Genomic DNA, 22721 nt, shown 5'->3' with positions numbered 1-22721 from the left:
ATAACCTTAGCTATAGCCGAAGCAGTTAAATTTTATGTAGTGTTACTCTAATTAATAGCTACACCCTAGCAGCTAAAACTTAATTATTACCATAGCCATTTATTAAAGTTATTTATCACCTAAATACTCTGCCATTATTTGTTCAATTTTTTGATCTTCTGCAAGCCTTAATAAAACTAAGTTAACGTCGTTAACTAGTTTACTGTCGGCTCTAAATGCGAAGCCGTAACCTTGCTTATAATACTCCGCACTTGGAATATGAATATTCTCTGCTTTATGTTTATTTTTATAAAACAACAATTGTGGACGGTCAAAAACAACGCCATCCACACTTTTATCTTTTAGTCTTTCCATGGCTTGGCTTAGGTTATTTACCAATACTTTTTGGCCTTGATGTTCTTCAATAAAGCCTATAGCTGGCGAGCCTGCTGATGCTGCAATTTTTTTACCTGGAAATTGTTCAACTTGTGTAATAGTAGAGGTGCTAAAGCTTGATACGGTAAGAGTACTGGCAATACCTGCAATCATTGATGTAGCAAAAATTAATGAAATAATCATCCAACAACCAGCTACAACTCGGCCTTTTAAGCTCACCGGTGCCATGTCGCCATAACCTGTTGTACTCATAGTCACTATGGCTAGCCACATACCGTTAGCTATCCCTCTTTTTGGATCTGCAGGAAACTGCTCTGGAGAATGTTTGCGCTCAGCAAGCCAAAATAGCAGCCCAACAATGGCCAGCAAAGATAAAAATATGGCAACAGCAATTAGTAATTGCATGCTAAAAAAAGGTTTTATTTTACCCCAAATACTGGCATTTTCATCGCGCGAGGCAATAGTAAGGCTCGATTGGTAATAAGGCTGAGAAAACAGAAACTTTTCCACTCGCTCCGAGGTAATACTAATCGGCCCAGCAAGTAAATCAACTTCGCCTTGCTGCAAAGCGGTAAGTGCCCCATCAACCGTAGTAAAATATTTATATTGGTATTCCCAATTTTTTTTATCGGCTATATTTTCCCAAATTGTAAGTGAAATCCCCTCTAGTGAATTATTTTGGGGATTGTGTATAACAAAGGGAGCATCCCCCGCTACACCAACGGTCAAACCTGTCTCTGGCAAAGCACTTTGAGCATGCACCGATAAGGTTAAAATTGCCATAAGGCTTAAAGCGCCTACACGTAATGAATTTAATATTTTTGTTAGCATAAAAACTCAATTGTTTGGGGTGATGTGAATAGATTGTAAGCTCACAAACATACTAATAGAATATGTATAAGGTTACGAAAGTGTAAAATAGTTTCAAGCTAAGGTCAAAAATAGCTTGATTTAGCGCTTAATTTTCAGATGGTAGCCTTAGCTTTCAGGTAAAAATAAAAGCCAAGTACGGTGTTTAAAATGCATAAACACTATTTATTAAAGAGGTTAAGAGTGCATAAAGTAGTGATTTAAATCGTAGCAACTAAGCAAGCTCCCTCACTTTTAATCCTCTGCCGCTACTTATTTGATGGCACTGCGCCAAAAATAACTCTGCTGTGCCTTGTGCGTCGGTAAGTGCGTGATGACAATGATAACTAGGCAGTTCGTAGCGATTACGACATTCGTTTAACGTTAAATCATCTTGCTTTATTTCGACGCCTTGATGTTGCAGGCGCTTTTTTTCTATTTGTAAGGTACAGAGTATTAGTTTTGGCCGCGTAGTAATATTGGCATTTTTAAGCGCTGGTTTTAAAAAACCCCAGTCGAGCATGGCATTATGAAACACTAAAATACAGTCATTAAAGTGCTCACTAAGGTGCTCTAAAATACTATGTAAACTTTGCCCTGCAGCTACATTATCATTATTAATGCCGTGATAAACTGGGCTTTGTGCCAAGTTTTTAACCTCTTTATTAATTAAATGCTGCGACTGACTCATTTTTATACATTGATTTTCTATAACCACCCAAGCTAGCGACACTATTTCGTGCTGCTTAGCGTCAAGCCCAGTTAGCTCTAAGTCAATCACTAGGTAGCGCTGCTTTAAAGCAGCGTGTGCCAGTAGCTGTCGCCTTTTAAAATAACGGGTAATTAAGCGCTTAACCATAATGTTTATTACTCGCTTTGTGCGCCGTTTTTTTATAAACAGCCATGCTATAAGCTACCACGGGCAAATTTAAACACAGCGGCTTGCTGCGCTTGTTTTACCAGATAAAATGCTTCTTTTAGTTGGTGGCGCTCTAAAGAGTTTAATTGGTCGGGGTTAATACAATTACTGGGCAGCCCTTCTTGATTTATTTGCGTGCTTAATCGCAGCTGGGTTAAAAAACGCCAGCAATCTTTTAGGTTATAAATATCTTCTTTGCTGAGTAAAGTGTGTTTTAACAATGCGTCTAAACGCTCTTGGGTATTGGCACGGCGAATCCCCGCTCTTAATGCATATAAACGCACTATGTCGTTAATTATTACTACGCCACGTTTTTTTAAGTCGATATATTTATAGTTTTTTTCTGTTTTTTCGGTTTTAAAATTATTAAACAAGCCTATAGGCACGCTGTTTGAGTCAATGTCGTTGGCCATGGCGGCGTAAAATAATTCGTTGCGTGACATGTGCGTAAGTTGCTCATAAAACTTACTATAAAGTGTGTGTGAGCCTTCGATAAAGCGTAAATCAAAAAATATTTTACAGTTGAGCATGGCTTGAGGGGTTGGGCTGCTTATCCATTTAAAAAAGCGCTCGCGCCAGTCACTAATACTCATTCGGCACAACTCGCTACTGGCCATTATATTGCCAGGGCAACGTCTAATGCCGCACTCTACTAAGTTTTCGCAAACATATTCCCCCATGCCTTTAAAGTAGGCTAACTCATCGTCATTTAAACCATCGGGTAATAATAAGCCATTGTCTTGATCTGAATGTAGGGTTTGTTCTTCACGGGCTTGCGAGCCAAAACAAATAAAACTAAAACTACTTGGTGCTACTCCATGTTCTTGTTGATACAAGTAAATTAGCCGCGAGGTGAGTGCATCGGTTAGGCCACTGAGTAATTTGCCAATTAGCGATATGTCGTCAATATTATACGAAAAGCCGCGCAGCAACTCTGGGATCTCTTTGGCGTAGCGTTTTAAATCGACAATAGCGCGCGCTTTATAAATACGACCTATAAGTTGTACCGGGTCGCTTTTTTGCTGGCGTAATAAATCGGTACTGGTGATCATTCCCAAAGGTTTGTGGTTTTCGTCAAGTACTGGAATATGATGAATATTATGTTTAAGCATTAGGTGCAGCGCTGAAAAAACCCGGTTATTTTCAAAAATAAACTTGGGTTTTGCTGTCATTATGCTGCTTACGCTTTGCTGTGGATCAACTTCATCTGCCAGTACCCGATTACGTAAGTCGCGGTCGGTTACTACCCCAACTAAGTGCGCATCTTGGGTGATCATAATAGATGACACGCCATACTCTTGCATTTGTTTTGCCGCGTGGCGAATACTCGAATCTGGCGTTAAAGTAATGGCTTTTCGGGTCATTAACTCTGATATTTTCCTCTCCGACCAGCTTTCAGTTTTACTTTTATAATGTGATGAGAGTAAGCGGTTTGCATGAGCGCGAACAAAATATTGTTCAAACGGTTTATATTCACGGCGCAAATAATCAAACGGCTCCTGAGGCAGCATATACACTATGCCCTCTTTTTGTACTTCCAACCTGTTTTGCATCGCCTCACCGGTTAATAACGACGGAAAACCAAAATAATCACCTTGTGCTAAACGCGTAACTATATCGCCTTTACTATCCACTAAATCATATAAGCCTGAGCGAATTAAAAATAACTTAGGATGCTCACTTTGCAGCCATTGTGCTTGGTTTTCACGGTTGAGGTAAGCAATATCAAGGTGCTTTACAAAATAACTGCAAGCACTCACCTCAAGCATGCTAAACGGGGCCTGCATAGTTACAAATTGGGTTATATCTTGCTGCTCTGCACTCATAGTTACGCTCGTTAAGTGATTTATATAAGGTTTAATGTAATCATTTATTAAACAAATAAAAAGCCCGACTTAAGTCGGGCTTTTGGTACTTTTATTGCCTGTTAAGCAAATAGATTTAGTGATCGTGAGCTTCACTAGATCCTTTAGGATTACGAATACCTTCAACCAACTGCTGAATTTCCAGTGGTGTCGGTTTAGTAAATTTAAGTACTATTGCAGCAACTGCAAAGTTAATTATCATACCTACTAAGCCAATACCTTCAGGCGAAATACCTAAAAACCAATGCTCGGCACTATTAAGCTCTGGGCTAACAAATTTAAAGTAAATAATATAACCAGCAGTAAAACCAATACCCGTTACCATGCCAGCAATTGCGCCTTCTCTGTTCATTGCTTTAGAGAATATACCCATAATAATAGCTGGGAAGAAACTCGCTGCCGCTAAACCGAAGGCAAATGCAACCACCGATGCCACAAACCCTGGTGGGTTAATCCCAAAGTAGGCGGATATAACAATAGCGACCATGGCAGCTAACCTCGCTGCGAGTAACTCTTGCTTATCGCTAATATTGGGCTTAAGGGTTCGCTTGAGTAAATCGTGCGATACGGAGGTAGAAATAACTAACAGTAAACCTGCGGTTGTTGATAATGCTGCTGCAATACCACCGGCAGCAACTAGGGCAATAACCCATGCTGGTAAGTTAGCAATTTCGGGATTAGCAAGTACCATAATGTCGCGGTCAACATCTACTTCATTAGCACTGTTTGGATCGTCAATGCTGCCTGAAGTGTAAAACATTTTGCCATCACCATTTTTATCATTAAAGGTAATTAAGCCGGTACGTTCCCAGTTTTTGATCCACGTTGGTGCTTGTGCATACTCAGTACCGCTACCATCTTTACCGTTAATTGTATCAACCATGTTTACGCGAGCAAATGCAGCAACTGCTGGTGCTGTAGTATAAACAATAGCAATAAACACTAAGGTCCATGCCGCTGATATACGCGTATCTTTAACGCGAGGTACAGTGAAAAAGCGAACAATTACATGTGGTAAACCTGCAGTACCCACCATTAATGCACCGGTAATAGCAAATACATCAATCATGCTCTTAGAGCCTTCGGTATACTGAGAAAAGCCTAATTGCGAACTTATGCCATCTAGCTTATCAAGTACATAAGCACCTTCTCCGCCAATTAATGTGGCACCAAAACCAGTTTGTGGCAAAAAGTGACCAGTCATCATCATAGAGATAAAAATAGCCGGTACTAAGTAAGCAAATACCAGCACACAATACTGTGCAACTTGCGTATATGTAATGCCTTTCATACCACCTAAAACAGCATAAAAGAATACAATAACCATACCTATGTATACACCGGTTTCAATTTCTACTTCTAAAAAGCGAGAAAAAACCACGCCTACGCCACGCATTTGCCCTGCAATGTAGGTAAAACAAATGAATATGGCACAAAAAATAGCAACTAAACGCGCTGTACGTGAGTAGTAACGGTCGCCAATAAAGTCTGGCACAGTAAACTTGCCGAATTTACGTAAGTAAGGCGCTAAACACATGGCAAGTAATACATAACCACCTGTCCACCCCATTAAGTAAACGCCGCCGTCGTAACCCGCAAACGAAATAATACCCGCCATTGAAATAAACGATGCCGCGCTCATCCAATCGGCAGCGGTTGCCATACCATTAGCTAAGGGAGGTACGCCGCCACCCGCTACATAAAACTCTTTAGTTGAACCCGCTCGGGCCCAAATTGCAATGCCGATATAAAGCGCGAAGCTTAAACCAACAATTAAAAACGTGAGTGTTTGAACATCCATTGCTTAGCTCCTATTCGTCTACGCCATATTTTTTATCTAACGTATTCATTTTGACTACGTACACAAAAATCAAAGCCACAAAGGTATAAATTGAACCTTGCTGGGAGAACCAGAAGCCAAGTTTAAACCCAAAGAAACGTACTTCATTAAGTACATCAACCAGTAATATGCCAAAACCAAATGACACGACAAACCACACTGCTAATAATTTAAATAACAGTGAAATATTTTCCGCCCAATAAGCTTTTGCTTGTTCTTCATCTTTAAAAGCCATTTTTATTTTCCCCTTTAAGCATCACTAAAAAGTAATGAGTGGTTTATTTTTCATCTACCAATTTAGCAACGCAATACAAATATTGAATTGCGACCATAGTCGTAACAGCCTGTTAACTTTCTGGCGAAAAACCAGTATTTAGCTGATATTAAAATTAAAAAGTATTATTTTTCAGCTATTTAAAACTTTACTTAGATACCGCTCGTTAACATTTTGATAGAATTTAGATTGCATGCGACATTAGTCTTATACTGTATTGCTATAATTTAATGTTTATAAATAGCAATTAAAAACAACAGCTTAAACTTATAAATAAATATCGCACCCACACTTAATTCAAGCTCTGGTATTGTGTATAGTCCATGCTAGTTGAGTGCATATTCAAAAAGGTTTAATAAATACATGACTGCCGTACTAATCTTTGTTGCTTTGAGCTATATAGGAGTGCTGTTTTGGCTCGCAAGTTGGGGCGATAAAACCACGCCTTTGGCTAAGCGTATTAGTCATCATCCTTTTGTGTATGCATTTTCACTGGGTATTTATTGTACATCTTGGACCTACTACGGCTCGGTAGGAACTGCAGCCACGAGTAGTTGGAGTTTTTTGCCCATACTACTAGGCCCCGCATTATTATTTTTTTTCGGCCAAGGTTTTTTACGTAAATTAGTTTTAGTGAGCAAAAAACAAAATATTACCACCATTGCCGACTTTATTTCTGCCCGTTATGGCAAGCGCCAAACCACCGCTATTATGGTGACTTTAATCGCGCTATTAGCGACTATTCCGTATATTGCGCTGCAATTAAAAGCGCTCAGTTCGAGCTTTTTACTGCTGCAAACAAGTAATAAAATATCTGGAGATATAGTCGCCCTGTCGGCAACTTTAATTATGGCGTTATTTGCGATATTTTTTGGCACTCGAAAAGTTGATGTCACTGAATATCGCTCAGGGCTAATGCTTGCTGTAGCATTTGAATCACTTATAAAACTCATTGCACTCATGGCGGTGGCTGGGCTGGCTGTGTATTCTTTATTTAACTTACCTGAGTCTTATGCTAATCAAGTAGACGAGCCTTTGTGGACACACTGGGCCGACTTTGACTTTTTTAGTTTTAACTTTATTGGCCAGTCATTAATGGCTGCGGCGGCTATTATTTGTCTACCGCGTCAGTTTCATGTCACCGTGGTCGACAATCAAGACAAGCGTCATTTATTTACCGCGCGCTGGGCGTTTCCATTGTACTTATTGCTTACCGCAGCAATGATTTTTCCAATAGCAACCGCCGCTATTCACCCAGAAATAGGCCGTAGCTTTTCGCCCGATAGCTTTGTGTTAGCCCTACCTATGCTGCACTATAATGCCTTTTTAACCACCTTCGTTTTTATTGGTGGCTTGTCGGCGGCCACCGCTATGATAGTGGTAGCAACACTCACTTTAAGTACTATGATTTCAAACGATGTAGTGCTGCCCCTAATACTACGTCGCAAATTTAAACGTAACTTAATAACCACCAGCTATAGATCGAGAATACTATTAGTACGACGCTTTGCTATTGCCGGTATTTTAACCTTGGCTTATTTTTATCAGCATTGGTTTGGTCACGGAAGTGCATTAGCTAGCATGGGCTTGGTGGCATTTTCGTTAGTAACCCAATTATTACCCGCTATTGTAGGTGGTTTATATTGGCGAAAAGGCCATGCTTATGGCGTTTATGCAGGTTTACTTGCAGGCTTTATATGCTGGGTGCTGTTTTTAATGCTGCCTATTTTAGATGCTGGTAATACGCTAAATACCGATCTACAACAAACCCTTATGACTCGCGGCACGCTGATTGCGTTATTTGCTAATATTGGCTGTTATATTAGCTTTTCGTTAGGGGCTGAGGAGCGATTAATTGATAAAATTCAGGCTGCTGCATTTGTTAACCCAAAAGATCAGACTATTTTATCAAAGCGTTTAAATAAAGATGTAAAAGCCACAGTATACGACTTTAAAATACTGCTACAGACCTTTTTAGGCATTCAGCGCAGCCAGCAAGTATTAGCCAATTATGCCCTAGCCCATCATTTAAGTGACAACGACGCGCACCCCAAACCTGAATTTATTGCCTATTGCGAACGTGCGTTAACCGGTGTGCTTGGTGCATCGTCAGCTCAGGCATTAGTGCACACTGTATCGTCTGGTAAGCGCATGGCATTTGAAGAAGTGGTTAACTTTTTTGATGAAACTACCCAAGCACTGCAATTTAACCAAAACTTATTATTTACCTCACTTGAAAACTTAAGCCATGGCCTTTCTGTGGTCGACAAAGACTTAAAACTTGTTGCTTGGAATAAACGCTATAGCGAAATGTTTAATTACCCTGAAGGTTTTTTAGAGGTAGGCCAACCGGTAGAAGACATAATACGTTATAACGCAGAGCGTGGTGAATGTGGCCCAGGCGAAATAGAGCGCCATGTTGAAAAACGGGTTCGCCATTTAAAAAATGGCACCTCGCATCACTTCATTCGCCACCGCCGCAACGGCCAAGTATACGAAATGATAGGTAACCCTTTGCCTGATGGCGGCTTTGTTACCAGCTTTTCAGACATAACAGCGCATATTAATACCCAAAATGCGCTGGAAGAAATTAATATCGATTTAGAAAACCGCATCGAGGCGCGTACTCAAGAAGTACAAACCATTAATAAAGACCTACAAGCACAAATAGATAGCCGAGTTCAAACTGAGCAGGCGCTAACTTTAGCCAAGCGGGAGGCCGAAAAAGCCAACGACAGTAAAACTCGCTTTTTAGCACTGGCGAGCCACGATATTTTACAGCCATTAAATGCCGCGCGTTTATACCTTGCCGCCATTGACGAAAAGCAGCTCAATAGCACTAATCAAAATAATCTGGATAAACTAGGAGACAGCCTAGACTCTACCGTGCATTTAATGTCGGCACTGCTTGAAATAGCCAAGTTAGAACAAGGCGCAATGGCGCCTACGCCACGGCACTTTTGTATTGACGATATTTTGCAACCGCTTAAAAGCGAGTCGAGTATTTTACTCAGTGTAAAAGGGTTGTCGTTCAAAGTGCTTTCTAACCAACAAATAGTGCACAGCGATATTACTTATTTACGACGCATTATCCAAAACCTGCTCTCTAATGCAATTAAGTACACACAAAGCGGTAAAGTTTTAATTGCCTGTAGAAACCGTAAACATAGCCTGCGCATAGAAGTATGGGATACAGGACAAGGGATCAGTGAAGCAGAGCAAGCTAAAATTTTTAATGACTTTTACCGAGTTGAGGCTGGCGACAATAAAGGCATAGGCTTAGGTTTAGGAGTAGTAAAAAGAATGGCTGACTTGCTCAGCTTACCGCTTGATGTATGCTCAGTGCCCAATAAAGGCAGCCGCTTTAGTATTGAGGTACCTTATGGTGATGCAAAATTTGTACAGCATAAAAGTATTGCTAATAGTGTAATGGAAAACCGCGCCGCCATTAATATTATTGCCGTTGACGACGATCCTGCCAACCTAGCTGCCATGGCAAGCTTACTCAACAAATGGCAAGCCAATTACACCTTATTTGATAACGTTGAACAGGTGCTTGCACACGCTAATAAGCACAGCGCACCCGATGTGATTTTAATGGATTACCAACTAGGTAATGATTGCGACGGCATAACACTTATAAAAACCCTGAGAGATATTTGGCAACACCAAGTCCCTGCTATTTTAATAACAGCGGTGCGCGATGAAGAGCTTAAACTAGAAACTAAAGCGGCTAATATTCATTATCTAAGTAAGCCTATTAAACCGGGCAAACTAAAAGCACTGCTGAATCACAGTACTTAAAAGTTATATCCGGCCTGCTAGTAATAGCGGGCTGGGTTTTTCTTTACGTTAGTTTATAAAGGATTAAGCCAGATTGGCGCGGCTTCTCAGCTTTTGAAACAACCAGCTAAGCCCTACTAAAGATAACCCTAATCCAATAAACGATACCGCTTTTAATAAACCAGTTAAGTTTGCCATATCGATTAAAAATACTTTTAAGATAACCGCGGCCAATAAGCCTAAACCTACTTTTTGTATTAGTAGCTGATTTTTAAGATGGCCCACAATAACGGTACTCGCTCCTAGTACCAGCCAAATAATAGAATAGCTATAAAGCTCAGCGTTACCTACCCCCTTAGATAAGTAAATATACGCCCCTTGCCAATATTGACGAATTAAACTGTTAATTGCTAAAAAGGTAAATGCCCCCGCAATTGCGAGAACTATTGCAATTATCTTAGTATTTATAGTTTTGCTATTTATAGTTTTAAGTAACCTTGCTAACCATAAAGTTAACCCTGCAGGTACTAACCATAATAACAATAACCAGTTAAATATTGGCGCAGCACCAATATCTATCGCACTCAATAACGGATTCTCGTCAACTAAGGTTTTTAGTGCAAACACACCAGCTAAGCCCGCCAATGCAAAGCCGCCAAAGCGATACAGTTTTGCTAAACTCCCTGCTATTCGCGCGCGATATAAATACACACAACCTAACCCAAGCCAGTTACAAACCAGTAGTACTTGCTCGTAAAAACTCAATGAATCAAATTGTGGATAATGCCCTACTAGTTGATAACTGGTTTCGGTGGTAATAAATAATGCCAAGCAATGCAGCGCTGCACCTTCTAGCCATAACTGCATTTTTGATGTGTTAAAACATCTTGCTGCAACATAAAATAGCACCGTACACAGCGGGTACACCACTATACTCCAGTGCAAACCAAAAATAGTAAGAGCCTCGTAACTTGGTGTCCAAGGTGAGAAAGTTAGTCGCAATAATAATGCTGCCACCAGTGCTTTAATAGGCCAATGTGGTATAGGTATGCTGTGGCGTTTGATCAGCAAGCTAATCAATAACACTTGAATAGCCAGCGCTATGGTTAAGCCACTGTCGTTTAATAGCATAGTAATCGCGAGCGTAATATTAGCATTTGCTGCTATCCAGTAGGTAAAACGCTGATACAAACTAGCACTGTGCTGCGCACTTTTTATTAAAACAGCACTACCAACAAGTAATATAACTGCCCAAAGCGGATACGCTGTACTTAACGCTGAATTAGGAATTAGTGCGTATAAAGTGGCTATCATTAAAAATAAACTAAATGCGCCGGTAATATGAAATGCCAAGCGCTTAGGAAACTTACGACCAAAATAAAGGCCATAAGCAGTCAAGGCAAAACCTAGCACTAAGCCTAGTCCATATTCTTGTTTAAATATAAACAAGGCATCATCATAATCAAAAGTTTGCTGAGTACTGACTAAAACGATAAAGGCTATTACTAAACACACAGCTTGCCATAAATCCCAGCGGCTATTTTTTAGTACTAAAAACAGCATTAACACTAAAGTTATTAAGCTAAATATCTGAAACTGCATGTCAAACCTATGCAATAGCATCATCAAAATAAACGGTACGGTAAACACTAACATTAACGGGTGATCGGGCAGTACGTTAATTAAACGCTTTAAGCTGTGCGGTCGAAACTCAATTAGCGCAAACCTTACCCCTAACCGAGGGATAGCTATAAGACCAATAATACTGGCGACTGCATAAACACCCAGTAGCCAAATGGTGCTGCTTTCAAGTAAAACAAAACCCGCTAAGTACCAAAAAACGTGCCCTGCCCAGAGTAAATACCACAGCCAAATACGCTGTACTTGGTGCGCCACTATGGCGGCAAATAAACTAACAAAGCCAACATACATAAATAAAGAAAATAAATTAACGCTATTACTACTAACCCAAATAGGCACGCTGTAGGCGCCAATAATGCCCAAAACAGCAAGTAAAGGACCAAACTTAATTGCCATAACGCTTGCACTTAAAGCAATAATCGCCAACAGCACAAATGCAACTGTGGAGCTAAGCATGGCGTAGTTACTGTAAGCTAGTAAGGCTAGCGCAAAGCAAGTAATAAAGCCGCCACTAGCAAGGGCTGCCGGAATATAGTTATTAAACCCTTCAAATATAATGCGTTTATAATGTAAATACCCAGCGGCTGCTATTAAACCAAGGCCAAATAATGCACCTAAACTCAACCGCATAACGGGCGAAAGTAACCCGGCTTCTAAACTGTATTTTGCTAAAAAAATACCGCCAAACGCAAGCGCTATCGCGCCTATCCAGGTCATCCAGTTTTCTTCAAACCCTGCACGTAATTTATTAAATAATATATTTAAAACGCTAGGTTTTTTAGGGAAGGTATTTGTTTTAGCTGTTTTTGTAACTGCAACTTCATTGCCGCTTATAACCGCGGTTTTTACTTGCGCTGAAACGGATGCTGGTGTGCTTACTTGTGGTTGCGTTTGCGGTGGCGCTTGCTTACTAGCAAGCGGTGCTAATTGCTCTTGTTGCTGGAGTAAACTATTTACTTTAGCTGTTAACTGTACAACTTGTTGCCTTAAGCTTTTAAGCTGTGTAAGTGCAATAAACCCGCAAATAGCGCCTGCTATTATCGCTAATATAAATAGCCCAGCTAACCCAATCAACTCATCCATGGCATACTCTTATTATTTTATTTAATGTAAATTAGCGGTATTAAATTACCGTTGTTACCCACCATATACCGATTACAAAAACAGTTAAAGTAATCATGGCTTTAGTTTTATGTTTGCTAATAAGTTGCTCAGCTTTATTACCGGCATAATAAACGACTACCGCTAAAGCAAAATATCGTATAGCACGCGAAATTGCGCTGGCTAATAAAAATAACCCGAGGGAATATTTAGTCGCACCCGCTGCCAGCATGGCTATTTGAAATGGAATAGGCACTATGCCTAGCGTTATTACAAACCAAAAGCCTTGATTGTGCATTTGTTGCTTAACATTTTCAAACTGCTCGGGGCTTGAAAAACTATTAATGATCCAATCGCCAACGGCATCAAATAAGTAATAACCCAGCGCATAACCAAATAACGCCCCCACAATACATCCCAAAGTGGCCATTAAAGCAATAAGCCATAATTTTTCTCGACGTGCTTGCATTAAGGGTACTAAAACAGCTTCAAGCGGAATAGGTACTATGGTCGACTCTAAAAACGACGCCACGGTAATGCCACTGAGCATATGCTTAGATTCAATAAAATTACGTGTTTTTTGTTTAAGCTTTTTTTGAATCGCCATAATAACTCCCTTTCATTGTGAATAAAACGCGATTTCAGATGCTTTATCATTACATACTTAAGTTAATCTAGACTGAAAATATACACCGTTAGTTATAAAACACTTTAATTATTAACAAATTGGTAATAGCTACGGCGATCTTTTATTATTGAGTTATATCATTGAATTTACTTATTACAGTAGTTATTAATTTATGCAAAGTGCGCGTTTTATTCCCTTCAGAAAGCAAGATATTGTTGATATGTGTAGCGAAGAGCTCAATAACAACACACAACAAACATCGTTTAAACAGTTTTGTGATTTATTAGCCAGCCTTATTCATTACGATTACCACGCAACACTTGAGTCACTTAAAAACAACTACGCCCCTTTTGATCCCAACAGTGACACGCGATCGTTAGCGCCAGTATCGGCGGATCAAAAAGCGCAGTGCCAACATGAGTTTGCTAAAGATTTTGCTAAGGTGCTTAATGCCGCTAATTTTGAAGTGATCACCAATGAAGACTTACAAGATGCATTAAACGAAGAGTCACTATTTAAGGTGCGCCTTGAAGTTGAATTTGACGACTTTGAAGAAGTGGTTTTTTATCGCCGTGGCGAGTCGCAACTCACTGAAACCATTACCAGCTTTTGGGGCCTTCGTAAAAAACCGCTGCACTTTACTAATTACGACCGTGTTGCCGTGTTTATTCGCTTTAAAGACAGCGCTTATTTTGAAGCTAAAAACAAAGCGCCACTGGGATTTGAGCCAAGCTCAACCATAGTAAAGCTGTTTCAAAATGTGCCAAAGGCCGATCTCGAAATGCTATTTCCTAATAGCGAAGTACGCATGCGCCCTATTGATAAAGCAATTATTGGCTCATCGGCTTTAGTTGGCGGTGCAGTGGTACTTATAACCAAACTTGGCGCATCAATCGTATTATTGCTTGCTCTGTTTGCTTTTTGGGGTGGTTTTAGAAGTGAAGCTGTAGAAATGACCCAACAACACTTTATTACCTTTGCTATTGGCATGGGAGTATTTGGCAGCTTTATTTTTAAAGAATGGAGTAAGTTTAAAAACCGTAAAATTAAATTTATGAAAGCGCTTAGCGATAATCTCTACTTTAAAAACCTTGATAACAACGCGGGTGTTTTTCACACGCTTATTGACGCCGCCGAAGAAGAAGACATAAAAGAAGCGCTGCTTGCGTATACCTTTTTACTAAAATCAGAAAGCGGCTTAACCGCCCAAACGCTTGATGAACAAATAGAGCATTGGTTTAAAAGAAAATACCAGTGCGATCTTGATTTTGAAATTAGCGACGCACTTGAAAAGCTGGTACGTATGCGTTTGGTAACGTGCACTAGTGATGTGTATAGCGCAATAAATTTAGAACACGCAAAAACGATATTAGATGAGCGTTGGGATAATCTGTTTCAATATAATTAATGTAGTATTTTTGCTAAATAATACTCAAAAAAAACAGCTGAAACTTCAGCTGCTTTTACGTTATATATTAAGCAGCAACTAGCTAAGCTGCTTGATACTTATTAAACTTTGCATGCACTAACTTATAAAGCGCAGGCAAAATTAACAGCGTAAGTAAAGTTGATGAAATAATACCGCCAACCACTACCGTTGCTAAAGGTTTTTGCACTTCAGAACCCGTTCCCGAATTAAGCGCCATAGGTATAAAGCCTAAACTTGCCACCAGCGCCGTCATCAGTACTGGGCGCAGGCGCTGTAATGCGCCGCTGTGAATTGCTTCAAACAAGCTTAAGCCGTCGCTTCGTAATTGCTTAATAAACGACAGCATAACCACACCGTTTAATACCGCGACACCACTTAGAGCAATAAAGCCGACACCTGCTGATATTGAAAGCGGCATATCGCGCAGCAATAACGCAAGCACACCTCCCGTTAATGCCAATGGCACGCCACTAAATATAATCAATGAATCACGAAGCGATCCAAAGGCGCTATACAGTAAGCCAAATATAAGTAATAAAGTGACCGGCACAACCAACGACAATCGCTTACTTGCTGATTGTAGCTGCTCAAACGTGCCGCCGTATTCAAGCCAATAGCCACTTGGTAAATTAAGTGATTCATTCATGCTCGCTTGCGCATCACTTACAAAGCTTGCTAAATCGCGCCCCTCTACATTGGCAGTTACCACTACGTTACGCTTACCACTTTCGCGGTTTATTTGATTAGGCCCTTTTTCAATGCTAATTGTTGCCACTTCGCCAAGCGGTACAAACGCAAGTTCTGGGTTACTATCTTCAGGTAAAGCAACTGGCAAACGAGCAAGTGCTGATACATCGCTAGACCAACGTTTATCAAGGCGTACTAATAACGAAAAACGTTTATCGCCTTCGTAAATTAGTCCGGTTTGCACACCACCAACAGCGGCGGCAAGTGTTTGTTGAATATCGTTTACGCTTAAACCCAATAACGCCATATGGTCGCGCATTGGTGTTACCGAAAGTGTTGGCAATCCTTCCATTTGCTCCAAACGTACATCGGTAGCACCTGCAATATTACGCATTAGCTCTGTGGCTTTTTCGCCAAACTCTTTAAGTACGCTTAAGTCGTCACCATAAATACGCAGTGCCACATCGGCGCGCACGCCAGCAATTAACTCATTAAAGCGCATTTCTATTGGTTGTGTAAATTCGTAATTATTACCAGGGACATCGTTAACACGGGTACGAATTTGCTGAACCAATTCTGCTTTAGTAAGTGCTGGATTAGGCCACTCATCTTGCGGTTTGAGTATTAAAAAAGTATCGGCAACATTGGGCGGCATAGGATCGCTTGCTACATCGGCAGTACCAATTTTTGAAAATACGTTAGCAACCTCAGGCTGATCTAATATGGCTTGCTCAAGCTCTTTTTGCATTTGCACAGATTGCTCAATACCGGTGCCAGTAATGCGCAGCGCGTGCATGGCAATATCGCCTTCATCAAGTTTCGGTAAAAATTCTGCGCCCATGTTTTTAACTTTAAAACCAAGCACCAATACTAATGCCGTGGCAATACCCACCATCAACCACGGTAATTTAAGCGATATACCAAGTAATGGCTTATACACTTTTTTAACGCCGCGCATGACTGCATTTTCGGTTTCATCAACCTTACCGCGAACAAACACTGCAATAGCAGCAGGTACAAAGGTAACGCCAAATATAAGCGCGCCAATTAACGCCGCAACTACAGTAAATGCCATTGGCTGAAACATTTTGCCTTCAACGCCGCTTAGTGCAAATAAAGGTAAGTAAACCAGCATAATAATAACAATGCCAAACACAGCCGGTGTAAATACTTCTTTGGTGGCTGCGGTCACTACATTTAAACGCTCGTTTAAGGTAAGTAGCCTGCCATGTTTATGCTGAGCTACACCGAGTTGGCGCAGGCAGTTTTCAACAACAATTACAGCGCCATCAACAATTAAACCAAAGTCGATTGCGCCTAGGCTCATTAGATTACCCGATACGCGATTACCCACCATACCTGTAACGGCAAACAACATACTCAACGGAATAACCATTGCCGTAATAAGCGCGCCCGTTACATTACCCAGCAGTAATAGCAAAATTACTATCACTAAAACGGCACCTTCAAATAAGTTGGTTTGCACGGTTGCTATGGTTTTATCAACAAGAGTTGTGCGGTCGTAAACCGCTTCAACAATAACGCCAGCGGGTAAGCTTTTTTGCACATCAACTAACTTATCAGCCATGGCTTTTGCCACTATGCGGCTGTTTTCGCCAATTAGCATCATGGCGGTGCCGAGCACGGTTTCTTCGCCGTTATAAGTGGCCGCGCCGGTTCTAAGCTCTTTGCCTAAAAACACGTTAGCCACATCTTTAATGCGTACAGGTGCATCGTCGCGCTTAGCTATAACGGTATTGGCTATGTCATCAATGGTTTTAAGCTGCCCAGGCGAGCGTACTAAATATTGCCCGTCAAAGCGTTCAATATAGCCTGCGCCTCGGTTACTGTTATTAACCTCAAGTGCACTAATTACATCGCTAATAGTAAGCTTATAGGCAATGAGTTTTTCGGGCACTGGCGCTACTTGGTATTGACGCTCAAAACCACCTTGGCTGTTTATTTCGGTTACGCCTTTTACTTTTAAAAGCTGCGGACGAATAACCCAATCTTGCAAAGTACGTAAGTCTTCGGCGTTGTAGGCAGTGCCATCTTCTTTTAACGCATTAGGCGCGGCGTGCACACTATAAGTAAATATTTCGCCTAAACCACTGGCAATAGGACCCAAGTTTGGCTCTACGTTATTAGGTAAGTCGGAGCGAATACTTTGAATACGCTCACCAATTTGCTGACGTGCCCAATAAATATCGGTGCCTTCATTAAAAATAACCGTTACTTGCGAAAGCCCATAACGCGAAAGCGAACGGGTGTAATCAAGCTTAGGTATGCCCGCCATGGCGGTTTCTACCAAATAAGTAATGCGTTGCTCTACCTCTAATGGCGTAAAACCCTGCGCTTTGGTATTAATTTGCACTTGTACGTTAGTTATATCGGGTACTGCGTCTACTGCTAAATTTTGAATGTTGTATACACCAAATCCAGCAAATAAAAATGTAAGCGCAAGCACCAGCATGCGGCGTTTAACCGCAAAAGAAACTATCCAATTAATCATGGTGCCTCCTAGTGAGCGTGGCTTGCGCCGCTTTTTAAAATATCAGCTTTAATGACATAACTATTGTCTGTTACGTATTCGCTACCTGCGTTTAAGCCTGTAAGTACTTCTACCCACTCGCTATTTTTTGCACCTAAGGTAACGGGACGCACTTCAAATACATTATTTTTACGAACAAACACACTGGGTTGACCGTTAAATTCTTGAATTGCTTGTGGCTTTACCCGCACGCTGGCATTTATTTTAGCCACACTTACATCGCTATTTATATGCATGCCTGGGCGCCAATGCCCGTCTGGGTTATTAAGCTCTATACGGGCACGCGCTATGTGCCCGCCAGTCATCATTGGGGCTATAAAAAACACTTTGCCTTGCGTATTTAAATGGTGATGCAAGTCGTACACTTTAGCGCTTTGCCCTATGGCTAGTTTTTCAATATTTTCAGGAAAAGCAGATAACTCAACCCATACTTTATCAAGGTTAACTACCTGCATCAGCGCGCTGGTGCTTGCAAGCTCACCACGCTTTAAATATTGCTCAGTTACAACGCCACTAATAGGGCTTTTAATGGTGTAGTTTTGCAGTGTTTCGCGGTTAGTGATACTTACAAGCGCCTCGCCTTTTTTAACGCTTTGGCCAATGCTTACAAAAATATCGCTGATCAATCCTGTATACGGCGCCATTACTTCTACTGTGCCGTGCTGGGTTGGCGCAATAACACCAAAAAGCGTGTCGGTAATATCTACCTCACCACTTTGCGCTATCTCAGTTTTAATACCTGCGCGCTCAATAGCTCGCTCTGTTAACGTGGTACGGCCTTCGTGTTGCTCGTACTCATAGCTAATACTCTCACCGTTATAATTAGCAGTAACGGCAAGTACAAATGAATGCGGTTCGTTAATTGATTGCGTGCTTACAAGGTAGTCGCCCTCTGTTATGAACTGTATATTTTGCGGCGCTTCAACTAATCGTTTTAAACTCATTGTTATGTTTAAATCACTTATATTAATTGGCTTGCTTTGCTTGTAAGCGTATATACGCAGCTCAACATTACCGGCAAATTCTTGTAATTTAAGCTCAAGGGTTAATTTAGGGTCAGTTAATAAAAAACCACCGTGTGGACCTTGCTCTTGTTGCTCAGTTTCTCCATGCTCGGCTAATGCAAGTACACTGGTGCTTAACACGCTGCCAGCAAGTGAAAGTGATACTAATAATGCAATTATATTTTTATTCATGATTGGTAAGTCTCAATTAAAGATTGGCCAGTTAAACGCTCAAGAGTAAGTAGCACTTGGTACAGCTCTGCGTGGGTTGCAATGAGTGCGCGTTTAGAGTCAAAGTGTGCTTGCTGGGCATCGAGCAACTGCAACACCGAAATTTGCCCGCGTTGATAGCTGTTTAAGCTTTGCTCAATCAATGTTTGTGTCTGAGGAATTATTTGCTTATTTAATAACGTGGCTTGATTTGCTATCCCTTGATAATAAGCATACAGAGTACGTACTTGCTGGCGTAACTGAACTCGCAACTGCCCTTGCTGCTGGTTTAAAAGCGCAAGTTCACTTGCTGCTGCAGCAATATTACCGCTATTAGCATTACTGATTTGCAGTGGCATAGAAAACGAAAACAACAATGAGCTAGAGTCATTTTTTGGGTTGTAACGCACACCACCACCTACATTAATATCGCTTTGCCCATTGGCTTTTTGCAGCGCTAAGTTAGCCGTTTGCTGTATATATTGCTGCTGAAGTAAGGCAAATTCAGGTGCTAAATTTACCGCATCTAAAAGCGCTTGCTGTGATTTAAGCGGCGTGATGACGTTAATATTCCCCGCTAAAAAAGCACTACTTTGCTCATCAATCCAAAGCTCATTAAGTAATAAACGCGCGCGCTCAAACTCACTTGTTAGCTTTACTTGCTCAAGCTCTACTTGGCTAAGTGCATAACGCATACGACTTACATCGGCTTGCGATACAGCCCCGGCATTTGCTCTTTGCTCAATTGTTTTGAGCGCCTGTGTTACAACGCTTTTTCGCTCAACATTTAATGCTAATAAGGTTTGAAATTTAAGTGCGCTATAGTAACGCTCTGCGGTGGTAGCTAATAACGCTAAACGAGTATTTTGATACTGTATAGCCTGCGCTTTAATATTTGCAGTAGCAAAACCTACTCTACTTTGGCGTTTATCGCCCAGCTCAATAAGCTGGCTAAGCCCGAGCGTTATTTCAGCGCCTTTTACGCCACGCGCATCATTGGTGCCTAACACGTTTTCAACTGCAACACTAAGCACAGGGTTTGGCGAAAGTGTGGCTTGTGATTTAAGCGCGCCCAATATTTTTTGATGATAGGGGTAGCGTTTTAATATCGGATTTTGTTGCTCGGTATTACTCAGCGCTTGCTTAAGCGTGAGTATATTTTCACTGGCACTAACATTAGCCAGCGCATTAAATACCGGCAGCACGCAAAGTAGTGCCACCAGCATAATTGGTTTTTTATTCATATAGCTTGTCCGTTTTTTAACAAACAGGGTTAACTTACAAAATAATTTAAAATTAAAAATCGCAATGTAAATTTGTAAGCAACCTAAATATGCATATAACACAGCCTATATAGCGTCTAAACGCAGGCAGTAAAATGCACCATATTTTATTAAGGTAAATTAAAACTAGCTAAGTGAAATAGGAGGGCGCGACATAGGTGGATAAATTAATCCACAATAGCGTACAGGTAACGCGGGGTTACTCTGCTCAGGGCTGATTGAATGATTTACTGTACTGTAATAGCCACTATGACAATGTTGGTGGGCATGAATTTCGGCAGAGGCTTGAGCCTCATTTTGGCTACCATCGGCAGTTATATTACTTTGTAACTGCGCGCTGGTTATGTGATCCACGTCTTCTTGTAAATGATACGCAGCACCATCACAGCTAATAAAGCTGTGTACAAGTACTAAAAGTATCACTATTAAAAAACGCTTTGAATGCATTGTCTGCCTACAAACTCTAAAAAGAAGTCCCTTTTAAATACTTGAATATAAAAGGAGTCAGCAGCATAATAAACCTTCTAGTTACTGGAAGGTCAATATGCAAATCAAGCAACTTGCTCACTTAGTTAATATTAATGCAAAAACAATTCGCTATTACGAACAAATAAACCTTATTCCTGCTCCAAAAAGAGAGAGCAACGGCTATAGAACCTACACCCAAGCAGATACAGAGCGTCTTATTTTTATTCGACGCTGTCGCGATTTACAAATTCCAATAGACGATATTAAAACTCTACTTGTTGCGCAATCATACGGCGATAAATCGTGTGTTGAGGTTGACGATATTATCGAAAACCAATTAATTAAAGTACGAGCGGCACAAAAAGAACTTAAAAAGCTCGAGGTATCGTTAGCCAGCTTATTAACTAACTGCACCGCAAATACTATAAACGACTGCCAAATAATAAAAGAATTAAATAGTTAATACATATAAAAAAACCGCTAACCTGTAAGGCTAGCGGTTTTTATTAATAACACTTTAAATTAAGCGACTGCTTGTTCTAAAATTTCACGACTTTCTTTTAGCGTGATTGCTTGGTTTTCACCAAGGGCAAGCATGCCATGCGCTTCAAGTTTGCCAATAATATTGTCAATCGCTGCTGCTTTATCTTCACCATGTTCAGTAAGCTGCGTAGCTACATCAAGGCTATGGTAAAACGCTTCAATTGCTTGAATTGTTAGCTCTGCTAAGTCGTCAGATTGCTCAAGACCAAATACGTTTTTGCCCATTTGCTCTAGTTTTGCTTTTTTAACTGCAAATTGATTGCGTAGTAAAGAAGGCTGAACTATTGCAAGCGAACGTGCATGGTCAACACCGTATGCAGCGGTAAGCTCGTGACCAATCATGTGGGTTGCCCAATCTTGCGATACGCCAGAACCAATCAAACCGTTTAATGCTTGATTCGCTGACCACATAAGATTTGCACGCCATGCGTCATCTTGGTTTTCAAAGTTATCGCCAAGTACTTTAAGTGCTTTAAGTAATGCTTCTGCGTAACCATCTTGTACTAATGCTCCTTCTGGGAACGTTAAGTACTGCTCACAGGTGTGCACCCATGCGTCTACTAAACCATTTACAAGTTGACGCTGTGGTAATGTTTTCATTACATCAGGGTCCATAATCGCAAATTTAGGTTGTACTGCTGGAGACATAAACGGGAGTTTTTCTTTTGTAGCTGCTTTGCTTACTACTGAGCCCTGGTTAGACTCTGAGCCTGTAGCTGGTAATGTAAGTACTGCACCAATTGGTAATGCGCTAGTTACTTTATGCTTACCAGTAGGAATATCCCAACCTTCGCCATCGTATACTGCTGAAGCTGCAATGTATTTAACGCCGTCAATTACTGAGCCGCCGCCAACACCTAGTACAAAGTCGATGTCTTGTTCTTTACAGATTTTTACTGCTTGATCTAGTACTTCAATTGTTGGGTTAGCGCCAACGCCCGAAAACTCTACCCAATCAAAACCTTCAAGTGCTGCTGCAACTTGGTCATATACGCCGTTCTTTTTAATTGATCCGCCGCCGTACACAACTAGTACTTTTTGATCTTTTGCGATCAAATCAGTTAATGAGGCTATTTGTTGTTGGCCAAATTGAATTAGTGTTGGATTTACGTAGCTAAATTTCATTATTTTATCCTAGGGTGACGATTAAATATGGTTCAACTTACTTAGTTGCTCACTAAGTAAAGCTTCAATGAGTGCATATTACTGGCAAAACAAACATAAAAAAAGCACAATAACGCGCAAAAGCTTGCCTAAAACTATCAACATTG

General features: G+C 40.7%; 15 protein-coding genes. 3 read left to right on the top strand and 12 right to left on the bottom strand.

Annotated elements, in window-relative coordinates; all coding sequences use genetic code 11:
- Window positions 1-108: 108 nt before the first annotated feature.
- The 5 genes from H5058_RS05310 to H5058_RS05290 form a co-directional block, all read right to left on the bottom strand.
- On the bottom strand, window positions 109-1158 hold the full coding sequence (locus H5058_RS05310) for a transporter substrate-binding domain-containing protein (RefSeq protein ID WP_182677207.1): 1050 nt from the start codon (window positions 1156-1158) through the stop codon (window positions 109-111).
- Window positions 1159-1459: 301 nt separating this feature from the next.
- Entirely contained in the window at window positions 1460-2083 is a 624-nt protein-coding gene (locus H5058_RS05305) for a 3'-5' exonuclease (protein ID WP_179807418.1), read from the bottom strand.
- A 47-nt stretch (window positions 2084-2130) separates the two neighbouring features.
- Complete coding sequence (locus H5058_RS05300) at window positions 2131-3969, bottom strand: putative nucleotidyltransferase substrate binding domain-containing protein (RefSeq protein ID WP_182677191.1); 1839 nt, start codon at window positions 3967-3969, stop codon at window positions 2131-2133.
- Between the two features lie 115 nt (window positions 3970-4084).
- Window positions 4085-5809, bottom strand: coding sequence for a sodium:solute symporter family protein (locus H5058_RS05295; RefSeq protein WP_011327287.1), 1725 nt, complete (start codon window positions 5807-5809; stop codon window positions 4085-4087).
- A 10-nt stretch (window positions 5810-5819) separates the two neighbouring features.
- Entirely contained in the window at window positions 5820-6083 is a 264-nt protein-coding gene (locus H5058_RS05290) for a DUF4212 domain-containing protein (RefSeq protein ID WP_011327286.1), read from the bottom strand.
- Between the two features lie 402 nt (window positions 6084-6485).
- On the opposite strand from H5058_RS05290, the gene H5058_RS05285 reads away from it, so the two are divergent.
- On the top strand, window positions 6486-9926 hold the full coding sequence (locus tag H5058_RS05285) for a PAS-domain containing protein (protein ID WP_182677189.1): 3441 nt from the start codon (window positions 6486-6488) through the stop codon (window positions 9924-9926).
- A gap of 63 nt (window positions 9927-9989) precedes the next feature.
- On the opposite strand, the gene H5058_RS05280 is transcribed toward H5058_RS05285, so the two are convergent.
- The gene (locus H5058_RS05280; protein ID WP_182677187.1) at window positions 9990-12629 is read right to left on the bottom strand and encodes a DUF2339 domain-containing protein; all 2640 of its coding nucleotides are present in this window, start codon (window positions 12627-12629) and stop codon (window positions 9990-9992) included.
- A gap of 40 nt (window positions 12630-12669) precedes the next feature.
- Complete coding sequence (locus H5058_RS05275; RefSeq protein ID WP_182677185.1) at window positions 12670-13254, bottom strand: YqaA family protein; 585 nt, start codon at window positions 13252-13254, stop codon at window positions 12670-12672.
- Window positions 13255-13447: 193 nt separating this feature from the next.
- On the opposite strand from H5058_RS05275, the gene H5058_RS05270 reads away from it, so the two are divergent.
- The gene (locus H5058_RS05270) at window positions 13448-14683 is read left to right on the top strand and encodes a TMEM143 family protein (protein WP_182677183.1); all 1236 of its coding nucleotides are present in this window, start codon (window positions 13448-13450) and stop codon (window positions 14681-14683) included.
- An 82-nt stretch (window positions 14684-14765) separates the two neighbouring features.
- On the opposite strand, the gene H5058_RS05265 is transcribed toward H5058_RS05270, so the two are convergent.
- The 4 genes from H5058_RS05265 to H5058_RS05250 all read right to left on the bottom strand — a co-directional run bounded on the left by H5058_RS05265 (window position 14766) and on the right by H5058_RS05250 (window position 20886).
- Window positions 14766-17903, bottom strand: coding sequence for an efflux RND transporter permease subunit (locus H5058_RS05265; protein ID WP_182677181.1), 3138 nt, complete (start codon window positions 17901-17903; stop codon window positions 14766-14768).
- Window positions 17904-17911: 8 nt separating this feature from the next.
- Complete coding sequence (locus H5058_RS05260) at window positions 17912-19138, bottom strand: efflux RND transporter periplasmic adaptor subunit (protein WP_182677179.1); 1227 nt, start codon at window positions 19136-19138, stop codon at window positions 17912-17914.
- A complete protein-coding gene (locus H5058_RS05255) occupies window positions 19135-20400 on the bottom strand; it encodes a TolC family protein (protein WP_182677177.1) in 1266 nt (421 codons plus the stop codon). Before H5058_RS05255 ends, H5058_RS05260 begins: the two co-directional genes overlap by 4 nt.
- A gap of 165 nt (window positions 20401-20565) precedes the next feature.
- The gene (locus H5058_RS05250) at window positions 20566-20886 is read right to left on the bottom strand and encodes a hypothetical protein (protein ID WP_011327276.1); all 321 of its coding nucleotides are present in this window, start codon (window positions 20884-20886) and stop codon (window positions 20566-20568) included.
- A 97-nt stretch (window positions 20887-20983) separates the two neighbouring features.
- Here H5058_RS05250 and H5058_RS05245 point away from each other — a divergent pair, with 97 nt between their 5' ends.
- Complete coding sequence (locus H5058_RS05245; RefSeq protein ID WP_011327275.1) at window positions 20984-21370, top strand: Cd(II)/Pb(II)-responsive transcriptional regulator; 387 nt, start codon at window positions 20984-20986, stop codon at window positions 21368-21370.
- 59 nt (window positions 21371-21429) lie between these two features.
- Here H5058_RS05245 and H5058_RS05240 read toward each other — a convergent pair whose 3' ends face one another.
- Entirely contained in the window at window positions 21430-22575 is a 1146-nt protein-coding gene (locus tag H5058_RS05240; protein ID WP_182677175.1) for an iron-containing alcohol dehydrogenase, read from the bottom strand.
- Window positions 22576-22721: the final 146 nt, after the last annotated feature.

It is taken from the genome of Pseudoalteromonas sp. SR45-4 (genome assembly GCF_014163535.1).
In the GTDB taxonomy this organism is placed as follows: Bacteria; Pseudomonadota; Gammaproteobacteria; order Enterobacterales; family Alteromonadaceae; genus Pseudoalteromonas; species Pseudoalteromonas nigrifaciens.
This window is presented reverse-complemented; position numbering and strand designations above follow the sequence as displayed.